This is a genomic window from Kitasatospora sp. NPDC053308, from assembly GCF_055585785.1.
Map to the genome: position 1 here is coordinate 38,352 of NZ_JBVJJY010000012.1, position 17,106 is coordinate 55,457.

Annotated in this window: 14 protein-coding genes, 1 other RNA gene and 1 pseudogene; 14 read left to right on the plus strand and 2 right to left on the minus strand. The window is 72.0% G+C overall.

The window, feature by feature from the left end:
* Positions 1-21: 21 nt before the first annotated feature.
* Positions 22-1,134 (plus strand): peptide chain release factor 2, encoded by a 1,113-nt coding sequence (gene prfB / locus ACZ6Y7_RS24865; protein ID WP_465760140.1) that lies wholly within the window; start codon positions 22-24, stop codon positions 1,132-1,134.
* 126 nt (positions 1,135-1,260) lie between these two features.
* Here prfB and ACZ6Y7_RS24870 read toward each other — a convergent pair whose 3' ends face one another.
* Entirely contained in the window at positions 1,261-1,455 is a 195-nt protein-coding gene (locus ACZ6Y7_RS24870) for a hypothetical protein (RefSeq protein WP_465760141.1), read from the minus strand.
* A gap of 349 nt (positions 1,456-1,804) precedes the next feature.
* On the opposite strand from ACZ6Y7_RS24870, the gene ftsE reads away from it, so the two are divergent.
* From ftsE to ACZ6Y7_RS24910, 8 genes are all read left to right on the plus strand, one after another.
* Positions 1,805-2,494 carry a cell division ATP-binding protein FtsE gene (ftsE, locus tag ACZ6Y7_RS24875; RefSeq protein WP_030059730.1) on the plus strand — a complete coding sequence of 230 codons (690 nt, stop codon included), beginning with the start codon at positions 1,805-1,807 and terminating at the stop codon, positions 2,492-2,494.
* A 77-nt stretch (positions 2,495-2,571) separates the two neighbouring features.
* Positions 2,572-3,483 (plus strand): permease-like cell division protein FtsX, encoded by a 912-nt coding sequence (ftsX, locus tag ACZ6Y7_RS24880; protein ID WP_465760142.1) that lies wholly within the window; start codon positions 2,572-2,574, stop codon positions 3,481-3,483.
* 110 nt (positions 3,484-3,593) lie between these two features.
* Positions 3,594-4,733, plus strand: coding sequence for a S41 family peptidase (locus ACZ6Y7_RS24885; protein WP_465760143.1), 1,140 nt, complete (start codon positions 3,594-3,596; stop codon positions 4,731-4,733).
* A 44-nt stretch (positions 4,734-4,777) separates the two neighbouring features.
* Positions 4,778-5,254 (plus strand): SsrA-binding protein SmpB, encoded by a 477-nt coding sequence (gene smpB, locus ACZ6Y7_RS24890; RefSeq protein ID WP_350564104.1) that lies wholly within the window; start codon positions 4,778-4,780, stop codon positions 5,252-5,254.
* A gap of 85 nt (positions 5,255-5,339) precedes the next feature.
* Positions 5,340-5,721, plus strand: a transfer-messenger RNA (tmRNA) gene (gene ssrA, locus ACZ6Y7_RS24895).
* A 151-nt stretch (positions 5,722-5,872) separates the two neighbouring features.
* A complete protein-coding gene (locus ACZ6Y7_RS24900) occupies positions 5,873-8,176 on the plus strand; it encodes a HelD family protein (RefSeq protein WP_465760144.1) in 2,304 nt (767 codons plus the stop codon).
* Between the two features lie 359 nt (positions 8,177-8,535).
* A complete protein-coding gene (locus ACZ6Y7_RS24905) occupies positions 8,536-10,008 on the plus strand; it encodes an NAD-dependent malic enzyme (protein WP_465760145.1) in 1,473 nt (490 codons plus the stop codon).
* Positions 10,009-10,517: 509 nt separating this feature from the next.
* Entirely contained in the window at positions 10,518-10,799 is a 282-nt protein-coding gene (locus ACZ6Y7_RS24910) for an HU family DNA-binding protein (RefSeq protein ID WP_030059737.1), read from the plus strand.
* Positions 10,800-10,877: 78 nt separating this feature from the next.
* Here ACZ6Y7_RS24910 and murA read toward each other — a convergent pair whose 3' ends face one another.
* Complete coding sequence (murA, locus tag ACZ6Y7_RS24915; RefSeq protein WP_465760146.1) at positions 10,878-12,218, minus strand: UDP-N-acetylglucosamine 1-carboxyvinyltransferase; 1,341 nt, start codon at positions 12,216-12,218, stop codon at positions 10,878-10,880.
* 300 nt (positions 12,219-12,518) lie between these two features.
* Here murA and ACZ6Y7_RS24920 point away from each other — a divergent pair, with 300 nt between their 5' ends.
* From ACZ6Y7_RS24920 to ACZ6Y7_RS24940, 5 genes and pseudogenes are all read left to right on the plus strand, one after another.
* The gene (locus ACZ6Y7_RS24920) at positions 12,519-13,103 is read left to right on the plus strand and encodes a YqgE/AlgH family protein (protein WP_465760147.1); all 585 of its coding nucleotides are present in this window, start codon (positions 12,519-12,521) and stop codon (positions 13,101-13,103) included.
* A gap of 61 nt (positions 13,104-13,164) precedes the next feature.
* A complete protein-coding gene (locus ACZ6Y7_RS24925) occupies positions 13,165-13,443 on the plus strand; it encodes a DUF3039 domain-containing protein (RefSeq protein WP_224282582.1) in 279 nt (92 codons plus the stop codon).
* 87 nt (positions 13,444-13,530) lie between these two features.
* On the plus strand, positions 13,531-15,141 hold the full coding sequence (locus ACZ6Y7_RS24930) for a beta-N-acetylhexosaminidase (RefSeq protein WP_465760148.1): 1,611 nt from the start codon (positions 13,531-13,533) through the stop codon (positions 15,139-15,141).
* A gap of 336 nt (positions 15,142-15,477) precedes the next feature.
* A complete protein-coding gene (locus ACZ6Y7_RS24935) occupies positions 15,478-16,344 on the plus strand; it encodes an FAD binding domain-containing protein (protein WP_465760294.1) in 867 nt (288 codons plus the stop codon).
* Positions 16,345-16,415: 71 nt separating this feature from the next.
* Positions 16,416-16,902, plus strand: a pseudogene (locus ACZ6Y7_RS24940) ((2Fe-2S)-binding protein); the annotation flags it as partial.
* Between the last annotated feature and the right edge of the window lie 204 nt (positions 16,903-17,106).

Sequence of the window (17,106 nt, forward strand, 5' to 3'; positions counted from 1 at the left end):
CGGAACCATTACCCTGGGGGCGTGGCAGCCGTCGATCCTTCCGAAGAGCTCAAGAACCTCGATACGACCATGGGGTCGATCGAGGCCGTCCTCGACCTGGACAAGATCCGGGCCGACATCGCGGTCCTGGAGGAGGAGGCAGCCGCCCCCACCCTGTGGGACGACGTCGCGAACGCGCAGAAGGTGACCAGCCGGCTCTCCTTCCTCCAGGGTGAACTGCGCCGGGTCGAGGGCCTGCGCGGCCGCATCGACGACCTGGGCGTGCTGTTCGAGCTGGCCGAGGCCGAGGACGACGCGGACACCCGCGCCGAGGCCGAGGCCGAGCTGGTCTCCCTCCAGAAGGCCGTCGAGGAGCTGGAGGTCCGCACCCTCCTGTCCGGCGAGTACGACGCCCGCGAGGCGCTGATCAACATCCGTGCCGAGGCCGGTGGCGTGGACGCCGCCGACTTCGCCGAGCAGCTGATGCGCATGTACCTGCGCTGGGCCGAGCGGCACGGGTACCCCACCGAGGTGTACGACACCTCGTACGCCGAAGAGGCCGGCATCAAGTCCGCGACCTTCACCGTGAAGGCGCCGTACGCCTACGGCACCCTCTCGGTCGAGCAGGGCACCCACCGTCTGGTCCGCATCTCGCCGTTCGACAACCAGGGCCGCCGGCAGACCTCCTTCGCCGGTGTCGAGGTCCTCCCGGTCGTCGAGCAGGCCGACCACGTCGACATCGACGAGGGCGACCTGCGCGTGGACGTCTACCGCGCCTCCGGCCCCGGCGGCCAGGGCGTCAACACCACCGACTCGGCGGTGCGCATCACGCACCTCCCGACCGGCATCGTGGTCTCCTGCCAGAACGAGCGCTCGCAGATCCAGAACAAGGCGTCCGCGATGAACGTCCTCCAGGCCAAGCTGCTGGAGCGGCGCCGCCAGGAGGAGAAGGCGGCGATGGACGCGCTCAAGGACAGCGGCAGCTCCTGGGGCAACCAGATGCGCTCCTACGTGCTGCACCCGTACCAGATGGTGAAGGACGTGCGCACCGCGTACGAGGCCGGCAACCCGCAGGCCGTGCTGGACGGCGACATCGACGGCTTCATCGAGGCCGGCATCCGCTGGCGCAAGCAGCGCGAGACCAGCGCCGAGTAACCGGCACAGGACGTGCGAGAGGGCCCCGACCGCAGTGGTCGGGGCCCTCTCGCACGTCCTCGCGCGTTCTCGTGGACGCCGTCGGGCGTCCACGGACGTCTTCGGCGCGTTCCAGGGCGGGCGGACTCAGACCAGCGCCTGCCGGGCGATCAACGCCACCGCGAGCAGCCCGGCCAGCAGGGCCAGCAGCATCGCGGGCGAGAGCGCCGCGAATGGCCCCTGCTGCTCCTGCAGCCGGGCCCGGTTGGCGCGGCAGACCGGGCAACGCCCCTCGCTGACGCGGCCGTTGCAGTTGGCGCACACCAGATGGTCGCACGTCATGCGATCTCCTCCTCGCTGCTTGGCCAACGCACCGGACGGGGCTTTGGTTCCCTTTCCTGCCCTGTACGGGGGAGCGGCCGGAAGCGGTCGCCACCTCCCACTCTGCCAGGTTCCGGCGGTTCCGGCTCCCGGGCTGTGAGATGGCTCGCAATATTCGGGGCATAACCGGACATTCCTCACCGGATTCCGGGGGCGGTCCCGGGACGGCCCTGCGGGCCGGTTGCCGATTCGCGTATGGTCCCAGACCGGGAGCGGCCCTCTGCGCTCCTTTCGCCCGCCCCCGGACCGGGCCTCCGGGGCGGACCGACCGAGGACTGGCGCCGCCTAGGATGGCCTCCGTGATGCAGCCGTGATCAGATTCGACAACGTCTCCAAGACCTATCCCAAGCAGAACCGTCCCGCCCTGGACAACGTCTCGCTGGAGATCGAGAAGGGTGAGTTCGTCTTCCTGGTCGGCTCGTCCGGCTCGGGGAAGTCCACCTTCCTGCGCCTGTGCCTGCGCGAGGAGCGTCCCAGCACGGGTGCCGTGCACGTCCTGGGCAAGGACCTGGGCAAGCTGTCCAACTGGAAGGTGCCGCACATGCGCCGCCAGCTGGGCACCGTCTTCCAGGACTTCCGCCTCCTGCCCAACAAGACGGTCGCGCAGAACGTGGCCTTCGCCCTCGAGGTGATCGGCAAGCCCAAGAGCGCCATCAACAAGGTGGTGCCCGAGGTGCTGGAGCTGGTCGGCCTCGGCGGCAAGGAGGACCGCATGCCCGGTGAGCTGTCCGGTGGTGAGCAGCAGCGCGTGGCCATCGCCCGCGCCTTCGTGAACCGCCCGATGCTGCTGATCGCGGACGAGCCCACCGGCAACCTCGACCCGCAGAACTCGGTGGGCATCATGAAGCTGCTCGACCGCATCAACCGCACCGGCACCACGGTGCTGATGGCCACCCACGACCAGGCGATCGTCGACCAGATGCGCAAGCGCGTCATCGAGCTCGACAAGGGGCTGCTCGTCCGCGACCAGGCCCGCGGCGTCTACGGGTACCAGCACTGACCGACCAGCGCTGACCCGTGGGGCCGCCGGCCCGAACCGCCCGACCCCGCAGTACCGACCCTGGAGTTGTTTCCCGCATGCGTGCCCAGTTCGTCCTGTCGGAGATCGGTGTGGGTCTCCGACGCAACCTGACCATGACCATCGCGGTCGTGGTCAGCGTCGCGCTCTCCCTCGCCCTCGCCGGTTCCTCGCTCCTGGTCCGCGACCAGGTGAACTCCATGAAGGGGTACTGGTACGACAAGGTCGAGGTGAGCATCTACTTCTGCACCAAGGCGGACGCCCGCAACTCGCCCCAGTGCGACAAGGGCGCGGCCACCGACCAGCAGGTCCAGGACATCAAGGACCAGCTGGACAAGATGACCTCGGTGGTCCAGTCGTCCACCTACGAGAGCTCCCCGGAGGCGTACAAGCACTGGAAGGAGATGAACCCGGACAACCCGCTCATCTCCGTCCTGGGCCCGGACGCCATGCCGCAGTCCTGGCGGGTCAAGCTCAACGACCCGACCAAGTACGACGTGATCCAGAGCGCCTTCGCCGGCAAGCCCGGCGTGAAGTCGGTCGAGGACCAGCGGAAGATCCTGGAGAACCTCTTCGGCCTGCTCAACGGCCTCCAGACGGCGGCCTTCGTGATCATGGTGCTGATGCTCTTCGTGGCCCTGCTGCTGATCGTCAACACCGTCCGGGTGTCGGCGTACAGCAGGCGGCGCGAGACCGGCATCATGCGCCTGGTGGGTGCCTCGAACTTCTACGTCCAGATGCCGTTCATCGCCGAGGCCGCGTTCGCCGCGCTGCTCGGTGCCGCGATGGCCTCCGGACTGCTGATCGGCGGGCACTTCTTCGTCCAGAACTGGCTGGCCGACCGGGTGCAGTTCATCCACTTCATCGGCCTCGGCTCGGTGCTCGCGGTGATACCGCTGCTGGTCGTGGTCGGTATGGGCATGGCCGGCATCGCGGCGTTCTTCACGCTGCGCAAGTACCTCAAGGTCTGATCCCGGCGCCTCGGCGGCCCCGGACGGCACTGCGCCGTCCGGGGCCGTCGCCGTTCCGCGCTCGCCCGTTCGGGCCCGCCGCGCGCGACGCGGTGTCTACACTCCGGTCCATGCTGCAAACTCCGCGCGGGGCACGTCAGGTGGCCGTCCTCAGCCTGGTGTTCGGCGCCGTCCTGCTGGCCGGCGCGGCGACCGGGGCCTGGGGCGAGCCGGGCGACCTGCCGCCGCGTCCCTCCGCCGACGCCGCCCGGGCCACGGGCGGCGGGCTCCCGGCGGACCCGTCCGGCACCGCCCTGTCCGAGCAGCAGGCCGAGCACCTGCTGGGGACGAACGGGGACCGCTGGGGCGCGTACTACAGCGCGCAGGAGTACGCCGAGTTCAGCCAGGGCCTGGACGGGCGATACCTGGGCGTCGGCCTCTCCGTCGGCCGCGGCGAGGACGGCGTCACCGAGGTCTCCCAGGTCGCGCCCGGCGGCCCGGCCGCCGCGGCCGGGATCGCCCCCGGCGACCGGCTGTTGCGGGTCGACGCGGACCAGGCCGACGGCCTGCCGGTGACCGAGGTGGTGGCGCGGCTGCGCGGCCAGGGCGACGGGCGCAAGGCCGGCTCCGAGGTCACCCTGGAAGTCCGCCGCGGCGAGGGCGAGGTGCGCGAACTGCGGCTGCGGCGCGCGCTGCTGGACAGCCAGCAGGTCGCCGCGGAGCACCTGGACAAGGGCGTGCTGCGGATCGCCGTGCGCGCCTTCACCAGCGGCGTGGCCGACCGGGTGCGCGCCGCGCTGCGCGCCCCGCACACCGGTGTGGTGCTCGATCTGCGCGGCAACTCCGGCGGGTTGGTCGACGAGGCGGCCGGCACCGCCGGGATCTTCCTGGACGGCGGCCCGGTCGGCTCGTACCAGGAGCGCGGCGAGACCAGGGAGCTGACCGCCCCGCGCGGCGGTGACCAGCGCACCCCGCTGGTGGTGCTGGTGGACGGCGGCACGATGAGCGCCGCCGAACTGCTCGCCGGCGCCCTGCAGGACCGCAGCCGCGCCGTGGTGGTGGGCACCCGGACCTTCGGCAAGGGCACCGTCCAGCAGCCCAGCCGGCTCGCCGACGGCGCGGTGCTGGAGATGACCGTCGGCCGCTACTTCACCCCGGCCGGCCGCTCCCTCGACGGCACCGGCCTCGCCCCCGACGTCCCGGCGGCCACCGGCGAGGACGCCGACGCGCTCGCCCTGCGGGTGCTGGCCGGGCTCGGCACCCGCGCCTAAAGCAGCTGCCCGACCGCGCCCCGGGGTGCGAGAATGGCCGCGCTATGGCAAAGGAAACGGGACACAAGCTGATCGCGCAGAACAAGAAGGCGCGGCACGAGTACACGATCCTCGACACCTACGAGTGCGGCCTCGTACTCACCGGCACCGAGGTCAAGTCACTGCGCGAGGGGCGGGCCAACCTGGTCGACGGCTACGCCTACATCCAGAACCACGAGGCGTGGATCGACAACGTCTTCATCCCCGAGTACACCCAGGGGACGTGGACCAACCACGCGGCCCGGCGCAAGCGCAAGCTGCTGCTGCACAAGCTGGAGATCCGCAAGATCGAGACCAAGGTCCGCGACGCGGGCCACACCCTGGTCCCGCTCTCGCTGTACTTCAAGGACGGCCGGGTGAAGCTGGAGCTCGCCCTCGCCGTCGGCAAGAAGCTGTACGACAAGCGCCAGACGCTCCGCGAGAAGCAGGACACCCGCGAGGCGGCGCGCGCCGTGGCGGCCGCCCGGCGGCGCCAGCGTTAATCCGCTGGACCCTCGCCCGTCGCCTCGCGTACTATGGCGCAAGCAACACGGACGGTCACCGTCCGGCTGTTTCTCAAAAAAACATGGGGATGATCGGTTTCGACAGGGGATGTTGAAACAGGGGAAGCGAGCCGAGGAACGCGGCAATGATCTCGTAAACCACGTGTCGCAAAAAAATAATCGCCAACTCTAAGCGCGATTCCCAGCAGTTCGCTCTCGCTGCCTAATAAGCACCGATAGCGCTTGGGTGTCAGACCGGGGAGTTCCCGACCCGGACCCTGGCATAATCTAGGGAACTCAACCGTCCGCCCGGGCTGCGGGGGCGGATGGGAAATCAAACAGCAGCTGGGCCTGTTGGCGGCTTGTCCGCGTGACCGCCAGGGCCGAGAAAAGCACAGCGGACTGCGCTCGGAGAAGCCCTGAATTGACTCCACTGGACCCGGGTTCGATTCCCGGCATCTCCACCACCCCATGTTGACATCGAAGGCCGCCCACCGCTCCGCGGAGGGCGGCCTTCGATTTTTGTACGTTCCGGAGCAGCGCGCCCCGGGGCTCGCGGCGTAGGATCATCCGTCCGCTCGTTTTCCGGAGCCGGATTCCGCCGCAACCACCGAGGCCATGCAGAGCAACACGGACACCACCCCCACCGCCGATCACGAGACCGTCCGCGCGCGCGAGATCGCCGGTGAGCAGCAGCACCTCGACACCGTCTACCACCGGTTGGAGGAGAAGCTCGCCGAGGCCGAGTACATCCTGGAGGACGCCGCCAAGCGGGTCCACGTCGGCACCCCCGGCGCACTCGCCGAGCGCGACGCCCAGGTCTACCGGGCCGGCGCGCACCTCCAGCGCCTCAACAACGAGTTCGAGGACTTCCTGTTCGGCCGGATCGACCTCCAGCGGGCGGACGCCCCGGAGGAGCACGGCATCCCCTCGAACACGCCGCTCGACCCCGCCGACCCGGCCGTCGCCGAGACCCTCCACATCGGACGGCTGGGCGTGCTGGACGCCGAGTACGGCCCCCTGGTGATCGACTGGCGGGCCCCCGCCGCCGCGCCGTTCTACCGCGCCACCCCGGTCGAGCCGGGCCGGGTCATCCGCCGCCGGGTGATCCGCTCCAAGGGCCGCAAGGTGATCGGCGTCGAGGACGACCTGCTGCGCCCCGACCTCACCCCGACCCTGGACGGCGAGGAGCTGGCCGTGGTCGGCGACGGCGCGCTGATGGCCTCGCTGGGCCGCGCCCGCAGCCACTCGATGCGCGACATCGTCTCCTCGATCCAGAAGGAGCAGGACGAGGTGATCCGCGCCCCCGCCGCGGGCGCCACCCTGGTCACCGGCGGCCCGGGCACCGGCAAGACCGCCGTCGCGCTGCACCGCGCCGCGTACCTGCTCTACCAGGACCGCCGCCGCTACGCCGGGGGCATCCTGGTGGTCTCGCCGACCCCGCTGCTGGTGTCCTACACCGAGGGCGTGCTGCCCGCGCTCGGCGAGGAGGGCCAGGTCGCCATCCGGGCCGTCGGCTCGCTGGTGGACGGCATCGAGGCCATGACCTACGACACCCCCGAGGCGGCCCGGGTCAAGGGCTCGGCCCGGATGGTGCAGCTGCTGCGCCGGGCCGCGCGCGCCGCCCTGGAGCTGGGCGCGCCGCAGGAACTCAAGGTGGTCGCCCGCGGCGAGGTGCTGAAGCTGGACGCGGCCCGCCTGAAGGCCGTGCGCGGCAACGTGGTGGGCTCCGGCGGCACCCCGCTGAACCTGCTGCGCCCGCGTGCCCGCAGGTTGCTGCTGGACGCCCTGTGGCAGGAGGTCGTCAAGGACCTGCCGAAGCCCACCGACCACTACGCCCGCGAGCAGCGTCAGGAGGAGAAGGAGAGCTTCGACGAGTACGTCTCGGACGAGGCGCCGTTCCTCGACTTCCTGGACGCCTGGTGGCCGGCCCTGACCCCGCGCAAGGTGCTCGGCACGCTCAAGCAGCACCGCCACACCAACCGGATCGCCCGCCGCGCCGTCACCCCGGACGAGGCCAGGCTGCTGGCCGCCTCCTGGCGCCACCTGTCGCCCGCCGGGGAGGGCGCGCTGTCCGCGCACGACGTCGCGCTGATCGACGAGCTGCAGCTGCTCCTGGGCGAGCCGGCCAGGCCGAAGGTCCGCGAGGTGGACGCGATGGACCTGCTGACCGGCCTGGAGGAGGTCACCACCTTCGCCGACCGCTCCAGCCGCCAGCGCGAGCGCCAGCCGGTGGAGCGCAAGGAGTACGCCCACGTGATCGTGGACGAGGCGCAGGACCTCACCCCGATGCAGTGGCGGATGATCGGCCGCCGCTCCCGGATGGCCACCTGGACGATCGTCGGGGACCCGGCGCAGTCCTCCTGGCCGTTCCCGCAGGAGGCCCAGGCCGCGCTGGACGAGGTGCTGTCGGGCAAGCCGCGCCGCCGCTTCACGCTGACCGTGAACTACCGCAACCCGGCCGAGATCGCCGAGGTAGCGGCGAAGGTGCTGGCCCTGGCGGCGCCGGGCACGCCCTCGCCGAGCGCGGTGCGCCACGTCGGCGTGGAGCCGCGCTTCGCGGCCGTCACCGACCCCTCGCCGGAGGCCTTCGGCCGGGCCGCCCGGGACGAGCTGGACCGGCTGCTGGGCGAGGTGGACGGCACGGTGGCGATCGTGGTGCCGATGGACCGCCGGGCCGAGGCGGCCGGGTGGGCCGAGGGCCTGGGCGAGCGCGTGGTGGTGCTGGGCAGCCTGGAGGCCAAGGGCCTGGAGTACGACGCGACCGTGGTGGCCGATCCGACCGGCATCGCCGGCGAGTCGGAGGCCGGCCTGCGGGTGCTGTACGTCGCGCTCACCCGGGCGACCCAGCGGCTGACCGTGCTGTCGGGCCCGGACGACCTGCCGGACGCGGCCGGCGTGCCCGCGCTGCTGCACGGCTGACGGACCCTACGGGACCGACGGAAGAAGGCCCCTCACCGGGTGGTGAGGGGCCTTCAGACGTTTGGTGCACCGACCCGCCATGCTCGCCTCGCGGCAAGTGGTCCCTCGAAGGGACGAAGGTTGGGCCCGGGGGCTTGGATCGGGCCGGTGCCTGTCCAATGTAACGCATCGGCCCGCTGAGGCAAGGAGTCGGCGGCCGGAGGTGGGCGCGGGGCCGACCGGATTGTCGGATCCACACACTCAATGAACGTTATTTCTGGCAAGCCCTTGGAAGGTGCGACGATCGAGGTCTAGCATGCGCAGGCGATGCCTTCAACAAAATGTTGAGCCTGCGGGACAGACGGAAGAAGGAAGCGTCGATGGCGACGGTGCCCAGTGTCTCCAACTCGATCACGGTACGGCTGGAGGTCCCGGCCCGGGGTAACGCCGTCAGTGCGATCACCACGGCCGTGGAGTCCTCCGGCGGGTCGGTGACCGGTCTCGACGTCACCGCCTCCGGCCTGGAGGCACTGCGGATCGACGTCACGGTGGCGGCCTCCTCGGTCGCACACGGCGAGGAGATCGTCGAGAAGCTCCGGGCGATCGACGGCGTGTCGATCGGCAAGGTCTCGGACCGCACCTTCCTGATGCACCTCGGCGGCAAGATCGAGATGTCGTCCAAGCTGCCGATCCGCAACCGTGACGACCTCAGCATGATCTACACCCCGGGTGTCGCCCGGGTCTGCATGGCGATCGCCGAGAACCCCGAGGACGCCCGCCGCCTGACCATCAAGCGCAACAGCGTCGCCGTGGTCACCGACGGCTCGGCCGTGCTGGGCCTGGGCAACATCGGCCCGGAGGCCGCGCTGCCGGTCATGGAGGGCAAGGCGGCCCTCTTCAAGCGCTTCGCGGGCATCGACGCCTGGCCGATCTGCCTGGACACCCAGGACACCGACGAGATCGTCGCCATCGTCAAGGCGATCGCCCCGGGCTTCGCCGGGATCAACCTGGAGGACATCTCCGCGCCGCGCTGCTTCGAGATCGAGGCCCGGCTGCGCGAGGCCCTGGACATCCCGGTCTTCCACGACGACCAGCACGGCACCGCGATCGTGGTGCTGGCCGCCCTCACCAACGCGCTGAAGGTGGTCGGCAAGGAGATCGGCGAGATCCGCGTGGTGATGTCGGGCGCCGGCGCCGCCGGCACCGCGATCCTCAAGCTGCTGATGGCGGCCGGCGTCGAGCACGCCACCGTGGCGGACGTCCACGGCGTGGTCCACCAGGGCCGCGGGGACCTCAACGAGAACCTGCGCTGGATCGCCGACCACACCAACCGTTCGGGCCGCACCGGCAGCCTCAAGGACGCCGTGGCGGGCGCCGACGTGTTCATCGGCGTCTCGGCCCCGAACCTGCTGGACGGCGACGACCTGGCCACCATGGCCGAGGACGCGATCGTCTTCGCGCTGGCCAACCCGGACCCGGAGGTCGACCCGAACGTCGCCCGGCAGACCGCCGCCGTGGTGGCCACCGGCCGCAGCGACTTCCCGAACCAGATCAACAACGTGCTGGTCTTCCCGGGCGTCTTCCGCGGCCTGCTGGACGCCCAGAGCCGTACGGTCAACACCGAGATGATGATCGCCGCCGCCCGGGCGCTGGCCACCACCGTCGCCGACGACGAGCTGAACGCGAACTACATCATCCCGAGCGTCTTCCACAAGGACGTCGCCAAGACCGTCGCCGCCGCCGTGCGCGACGCGGCCCTCGCGGGCGCCCAGGAGGCCCCCGCGCCGTCCCGTCCGACCCCCGGCATCGTCGGCACCCTGGACACCTCCTCCTTCCCCACCGTCAAGCTCTGACGGTCGCCCGGCGGACGTGTCGCCGGATCGCTCGAATGTGCGAATAGCGGTCATACCCGCCCAGTCCGCCCCGAACCCTTGCGACACAAGGGCGAGGGGCGTGTTTGGGCTTGTCAGTCCTAGGGCGTACGGTAGCCCTGCACGGGGCAGGCGTGTCCGACAAGTACGGAACGTCCCCCTGGTCTTCCGGCGAGTCGTCCCGACCGCCGCTCGCGCCCGGTCCGCCGGAGCCGACGGAGCGTCACACCTCCGACGGGCGGGCGAGGTTCGGGTGGCTCGGCCGGGGCCCGATTGGCTTTCTCGGGGCCGGTCGGGGCAGGATTCGTATCCAGGCAGGCGGGCGGGCCTTCGAAGGCTCCGGCGCGCGGCATCGGGTACGGACCCGGCCTGCGACCACGCATTGCCGGCATGAGCACAGTGTGCGGACCTGCGGCCTATCCGGGTGCCCCCCGGTGGGAGCACCGATGGGCCCCCGCACACTCGCAAGCGAACAGACCACAGGAGTACACATGAACCGCAGTGAGCTGGTGGCCGCGCTGTCCGAGCGCGCCGAGGTGACCCGCAAGGACGCCGACGCCGTTCTGGCCGCCTTCGCCGAGATCGTCGGCGAGGTCGTCGCCAAGGGCGACGAGAAGGTCACCATCCCCGGTTTCCTGACCTTCGAGCGCACCCACCGCGCTGCCCGCACCGCCCGCAACCCGCAGACCGGCGAGCCGATCCAGATCGCGGCCGGCTACAGCGCCAAGGTGAGCGCCGGCTCCAAGCTGAAGGAAGCCGCCAAGGGCGCCTGAGGCACCCCTTGAACGCCCGAGAGGCCGGGCTCCCCGTCGGGGGGAGCCCGGCCTCTCGCCGTGTCAGGTGCCGGTCGCTCAGGCGTCGACCAGCTGCTCGCTGGGCAGCTCGACGTGGGCGCCTAGGTCGCGCAGCTTCTCCATGAAGTTCTCGTAGCCGCGGTTGATCAGGTCGATGCCGTGCACCGTCGAGGTGCCCTCGGCCGCCAGCGCCGCGATCAGGTACGAGAAGCCGCCGCGCAGGTCCGGGATGACCAGCTCGGCGCCGATCAGCTTGGACGGGCCGGAGACCACCGCGGAGTGCAGGAAGTTGCGGGCGCCGAAGCGGCACGGGGTGGCGCCCAGGCACTCGCGGTAGAGCTGGATGTGCGCGCCCATCTGGTTCAGCGCGCCGGTGAACCCGAGCCGCGACTCGTACACCGTCTCGTGGACGATGGACAGGCCGGTGGCCTGGGTCAGCGCGACCACCAGCGGCTGCTGCCAGTCGGTCTGGAAGCCCGGGTGCACGTCGGTCTCCAGGGCGATCGCCTTGAGCTCGCCGCCCGGGTGCCAGAAGCGGATGCCCTCGTCGTCCACCTCGAAGGCGCCGCCGACCTTCCGGAACGTGTTGAGGAAGGTCATCATCTCCAGCTGGCGGGCACCGCGGACGTAGATGTCGCCCTTGGTGGCGAGCGCCGCGCAGGCCCAGGAGGCGGCCTCCAGGCGGTCCGGCAGCGCGCGGTGGTTGTAGCCGTTCAGCTCGTCCACACCGGTGATCAGGATGGTCCGGTCGGTGCCCAGCGTGATGATCGCGCCCATCTTCTGCAGGACGCAGATCAGGTCGACGATCTCCGGCTCGATGGCCGCGTTGCGCAGCTCGGTGACGCCCTCGGCGAGGACGGCGGTGAGCAGCACCTGCTCGGTCGCGCCGACCGACGGGTAGGGCAGCTCGATCTTGGTGCCGCGCAGGCGCTGCGGGGCGACCAGGTAGGTGCCCTGCGGGTGCTTCTCGATGGTGGCGCCGAACTGGCGCAGCACCTCGAAGTGGAAGTCGACGGGCCGGCCGCCGATGTCGCAGCCGCCCAGGCCGGGGATGAAGGCGTGGCCGAGGCGGTGCAGCAGCGGGCCGCAGAACAGGATCGGGATCCGCGAGGAGCCGGCGTGCGCGTCGATGTCCGCCACGTTGGCGCTCTCGACGTGCGAGGGGTCGAGGATCAGCTCGCCGTCCTCGTCACCGGTGCGCACGGTCACGCCGTGCAGCTGCAGCAGGCCGCGGACCACCTTGACGTCGCGGATGTCCGGGACGTTGCGCAGTCTGCTGGGGCCCTGGCCGAGCAGGGCGGCGACCATGGCCTTGGGGACCAGGTTCTTCGCACCGCGGACGCGAATCTCGCCTTCGAGCGGGTTTCCGCCATGGACCAGCAGGACGTCGTCGGTCATCGTTCTCGCAATCCGGGGTGCCAGAGGAGTTTGGGAGGGGCTCCGGGAGAGAGCCGGTGGTGGACCGGTCGTACGGGCGCGTTCGGGCCCCCGGCGAAACCGAGTCGGCACCGTATAAGGGCGTCCACCAGACGTAGATGGTAATGGGCGCGCCGTCGGTTCCCGTGAGCCTCTCCCGTGATGGTGCTCTCTCCGGGGGTCCGGGGCCCGCCGGTGCGGCCGTACGGGTGTTCGTCCGGCGTGGCGGGGTTTCGCGCGTTGCGGTGTCCGACCGGTCTCCTCTGCGGGATCATGTGAGGCATGACGGCGGCCCATTCGCACGCAGGCCGGTCCCACACCGGCCGTCTGCTCGTCGCGACGCCCCTGCTCACCGACCCGAACTTCGCGCGGGCGGTGGTGCTCCTCCTCGACCACGACGCCGAGGGGGCGCTCGGCGTGGTCCTCAACCGGCCGACGCCGGTCGAGGTGGGCAGCGTGCTGGACGGCTGGGGCAGACTCGTCGGGCAGCCGGCCGTGGTGTTCCAGGGCGGGCCGGTGTCGCTGGACTCGGCGCTCGGCCTCGCCGTGGCACCGGGGGAGCCGGGCACCGGCGAGCCGCTGGGCTGGCGGCGGGTGCACGGCGCGATCGGCCTGGTGGACCTGGAGGCGCCGCCCGAGGTGCTGGCCGGCGAGCTGGGCAGCCTGCGGATCTTCGCCGGGTACGCCGGCTGGTCCCCGGGGCAGCTGGAGGCCGAGCTGGAGAGCGGCGCCTGGTACCTGGTGGACTGCGAGCCCGGGGACGTCTCCAGCCCCGAGCCCGAGCGGCTGTGGCGCGCCGTGCTGCGCCGCCAGCGCGGTCCGCTCGCCCTGCTGGCGACCTATCCGGACGACCCGACGATGAACTGAGCGCGGGGCCCGCGGCGCGACACTGGCCCGGTTTCCCGGGGCCCCCATAGACTTGGCACCCATGAGCACTCTTGAGCCCGAGCGCGGCCTCGGCACCGGCACCCTGGTCGAGCCCGTCCCGCAGGTGTCCAACGGGGACGGCGACCACGAGCGCTTCGCGCACTACGTCCAGAAGGACAAGATCATGGAGAGCGCGCTCTCCGGCTCTCCCGTGGTGGCGCTCTGCGGCAAGGTGTGGGTGCCCGGGCGCGACCCGAAGAAGTACCCGGTCTGCCCGATGTGCAAGGAGATCTACGACGGCATCGGCAAGCCGCAGGGCGGCGACGGCGACAACAAGTAGTCCGCCGCCGCGCGGTGCCGTTTTGCATGGCACCGCGTTCCACAGGTGGTCTATGCCAATCGTTCCGGGCGTGGGCAGGATGTCGGCATGGACCTCATCCCCGCACCTTCGAGTGCCGCCCGCCGCCCGGGCGAGGACTTCCCGCTCGACGCGGCCACCACGCTGACCGCACCGACCGCGCTGGCCGACGCCGAGCGCTGGCTGCGCGGCACGCTGTCCGCCGCCACCGGCCTGCCGTTCGGCCCGGGCCGGGCGGGCACCGGCATCGAACTGGTCCAGGACGGGGCGCTCGCCGCCGAGGCGTACCGGATCGCGGTGCGCCCCGGCCACGCACTGCTCGCCGCGGGCGGGCCGGCCGGCGCGCTGTGGGGAGCGCAGACCCTGCGGCAGCTGCTCGGGCCGGACGCCTACCGCCGCTCGCCGCTGCGCCACGAGGGCTGGGTGCTGCCCGGCGCCGACATCGAGGACGCCCCCCGGTTCGGCTGGCGCGGCGCGCTGCTCGACGTCGCGCGGCACTTCCTGCCCAAGTCGGACGTGCTGCGCTTCGTCGACCTGCTGGCCGCGCACAAGCTCAACGTGCTGCACCTGCACCTGACCGACGACCAGGGCTGGCGGGTGGAGATCAAGCGCTACCCGAGGCTGACCGGGCGCGGTGCCTGGCGCGACCGCTCGATGGTCGGCTACCGCTCCGGGCAGCGCCGCGACGACCGCCCGCACGGCGGTTACTACACCCAGGACGACCTGCGGGAGATCGTCGCCTACGCGGCCGCGCGCGGGGTCACCGTCGTCCCGGAGATCGACCTGCCGGGCCACACCCAGGCCGCCGTCGCGGCGTACCCGGAGCTGGGCAACACCGACGTGGTGGACACCGCCGCGCTCGGCGTCTGGACGGACTGGGGGGTGAGCCACCACGTGCTCAACGCCTCCGAGGAGACCCTGCGCTTCTTCGAGGGGGTGCTGGAGGAGGTCCTGGAGATCTTCCCGTCCGAGTTCATCCACCTCGGCGGCGACGAGTGCCCCAAGGAGCAGTGGAAGGACAGCGCCGCCGCCCAGGCCCGGATCCGCGAGCTGGGCCTGGCCAACGAGGACGAGCTGCAGAGCCACGTCATCCGGCACTTCGACCGCTGGCTGGCCGCCCGGGGCCGCCGGCTGATCGGCTGGGACGAGATCCTGGAGGGCGGGCTGGCCCCGGGTGCCGCGGTGTCGTCCTGGCGCGGGTTCGGCGGGGGGATCGCCGCGGCGCGGGCCGGACACGACGTGGTGATGTGCCCCGAGCAGCACGTGTACTTCGACCACCGGCAGGCGGACGGGCCGGACGAGCCGATCCCGGTCGGCTTCGTGCGCACGCTGGAGGACGTCTACCGCTTCGAGCCGGTGCCGGCGCAGCTGGACGCGGCCGCGGCGCGGCACGTGATCGGCACCCAGGCCAACCTGTGGAGCGAGTTCATGGACAGCGCCCGGGACATCGACTACCGGGCCTTCCCCCGGCTGGTCGCCTTCGCCGAGGTCGCCTGGTCCGCGCTGCCCGCCGAACCGGCCGAGCGCGACTTCGCCGGTTTCGAGCGGCGGCTGGCCGCGCACCTGGGGATCCTCGACGCGCTCGGCGTCGAGTACCGCCCGACCGACGGCCCGCACCCCTGGCAGCGGTGGCCCGGGGTGGCCGGCCGCCCGATCGACGGCCCGCCGCCGGCGCGGTGACGGCCCGCCGCCCGGCGCGGTGACGGCCACGTCCGCGGAAGGGGCCGGGGAACTTCTGAGCGGTCGTCGGACGTCAAGAACAGATGAACATCTGCCCTGGCCCGGTACGGGTCGGGGCAGATACCGCCCGGTATCCGTCCCAATCGGGCAGTCCCGTTCACCGGCCCCGAAGTGATCATCGAGCATTGTGTGCCAGAGTTGCCCAACCCGGCCCGATCGCCCGTACCCTACGGGCCAGGCCGGACTGCTGACGCGGACACCACGGCCGAAGGCCGCGGGCGGCAGGCGATCGATGAGCAAGTGGAGCACGGTGGGACCCAGGTGAACCGGACGATCATGCTGCCGGCCTCGCTCGACGAGGCCGTCGACGCGCTGGCCGCCGCCCCGGCCGCGGTACCGGTGGCCGGAGCCACCGACCTCATGGAAGCCGTGAACGCCGGACGACTGCGCCCCGCCGCCCTGGTCGGCCTCGGCCGGATCACCGAACTGCGCGGCTGGCGCTACGAGGACGGCGGCACGGCCGTGCTCGGCGCCGGACTCACCCACGCCCGGATGGACCGCCCCGACTTCGCCGCGCTCATCCCCGCGCTCGCCGACGCCGCCCGCACCGCCGGCCCGCCGCAGGTCCGCAACGTCGGCACCCTCGGCGGCAACATCGTCTCCGCCGCCCCGGCCGGCGACACCCTTCCGGTGCTCGCCGCCCTGGAGGCCACCGTCACCCTGGCCCGGGCCGGCTCCAGCCGCGAGGTCCCGGTCAGCCACCTGCTCACCGGCCTCGACCCGCTGCGCCCCGGCGAACTGCTCACCTGGGTGCGCGTCCCGCTGCTGCACGCCCCGCAGGTCTTCCTCAAGGCCACCGGGCGCAGCGGCCCGGCCCGCGCCACCGCCTCGGTCGCCCTCGTCCTCGACCCGGCGCGCCGCTCGGTGCGCTGCGCCGTCGGCGCCGTCGCGCCGGTTCCGCTGCGCCCCCTGGAGGCCGAGGCCTGGGTGGCCGGCTGCATCGACTGGGACGGCAGCCGGGAGATCGACCCGGCCGCGAACGCCGCCTTCGGCGAGTACGTGGCCACCGCCTGCGTCCCCGACAACTACGGGGCCGAGGGCGCCTGGGAGGCCGTGACCGAGGGGCCGACCGCGGCGGCCGTCCGGCTGCGGCGTACCGTAGCGGTGCTGGCCCGACGGGCACTGGGAAGGGCGCTGAAGTGACCACAGACCCCATCGAGACCCTCGACGCCGACCCGCTCGGCCTCTCCCCGCAGGTCAGCCGTGAGCTGCGCCCGTGCGCCTCCTACACGCTGCGGGTCAACGGTTTCGAACGGCCCGTCACCGACGCCTGGATCGGCGAGAGCCTGCTCTACGTGCTGCGCGAGCGGCTCGGCCTGGCCGGTGCCAAGGACGGCTGCGAGCAGGGCGAGTGCGGGGCCTGCTCGGTGCAGGTGGACGGCCAGCTGGTGGCCGGCTGCCTGGTGCCCGCCGCACTCGCCGCGGACAGCGAGATCAACACCGTCGAGGGCCTGTCGGCGGGCGGCGGTGCGAGCGACGTCCAGCAGGCGCTGGCCGCCTCCGGCGCCGTGCAGTGCGGCTACTGCACCCCCGGCATGGCGATGGCCGTCCACGACCTGCTGCAGCGCAACCACCGGCCCACCGAGGTCGAGGCCCGGCAGGCGCTGTGCGGCAACCTCTGCCGCTGCACCGGCTACAAGGGCGTGCTGGCGGCGGTTCAGACCGTCGCGGACGCCCGGGCGCTGGAGGCCGAGGAGGCGGACGAGGGCGCGGCGCTCGCCGAGGCCGCCGCTTCCGCCCGACAGGGCGCCGGGCAGGCCGCCGGACCGTCCGCCGGGCAGGCTGCCGGGCAGTCCGTCGAGGCGGTCGCCGAGGCGGCGCCGGTGGCCGTCGAGCCCGAGCCGGTCGTCGAGCCGCCGGTCTACACCGACGCCGAGGCCTGGATCGAGCACGTCCCGCAGCAGC

Excerpts from the sequence above, each read along its gene's own strand:
- ftsX (WP_465760142.1), top strand. The coding sequence starts at position 2,572 with ATGCGTGCCCAGTTCGTCCTGTCGGAGATCGGTGTGGGTCTCCGACGC.
- ACZ6Y7_RS24925 (WP_224282582.1), top strand. The coding sequence starts at position 13,165 with ATGAGCACTCTTGAGCCCGAGCGCGGCCTCGGCACCGGCACCCTGGTC.
- murA (WP_465760146.1), bottom strand. The coding sequence starts at position 12,218 with ATGACCGACGACGTCCTGCTGGTCCATGGCGGAAACCCGCTCGAAGGC.
- ACZ6Y7_RS24910 (WP_030059737.1), top strand. The coding sequence starts at position 10,518 with ATGAACCGCAGTGAGCTGGTGGCCGCGCTGTCCGAGCGCGCCGAGGTG.
- ACZ6Y7_RS24930 (WP_465760148.1), top strand. The coding sequence starts at position 13,531 with ATGGACCTCATCCCCGCACCTTCGAGTGCCGCCCGCCGCCCGGGCGAG.
- ACZ6Y7_RS24900 (WP_465760144.1), top strand. The coding sequence starts at position 5,873 with ATGCAGAGCAACACGGACACCACCCCCACCGCCGATCACGAGACCGTC.
- ACZ6Y7_RS24885 (WP_465760143.1), top strand. The coding sequence starts at position 3,594 with ATGCTGCAAACTCCGCGCGGGGCACGTCAGGTGGCCGTCCTCAGCCTG.
- ACZ6Y7_RS24935 (WP_465760294.1), top strand. The coding sequence starts at position 15,478 with ATGCTGCCGGCCTCGCTCGACGAGGCCGTCGACGCGCTGGCCGCCGCC.
- smpB (WP_350564104.1), top strand. The coding sequence starts at position 4,778 with ATGGCAAAGGAAACGGGACACAAGCTGATCGCGCAGAACAAGAAGGCG.
- ACZ6Y7_RS24920 (WP_465760147.1), top strand. The coding sequence starts at position 12,519 with ATGACGGCGGCCCATTCGCACGCAGGCCGGTCCCACACCGGCCGTCTG.
- ACZ6Y7_RS24905 (WP_465760145.1), top strand. The coding sequence starts at position 8,536 with ATGGCGACGGTGCCCAGTGTCTCCAACTCGATCACGGTACGGCTGGAG.
- ACZ6Y7_RS24870 (WP_465760141.1), bottom strand. The coding sequence starts at position 1,455 with ATGACGTGCGACCATCTGGTGTGCGCCAACTGCAACGGCCGCGTCAGC.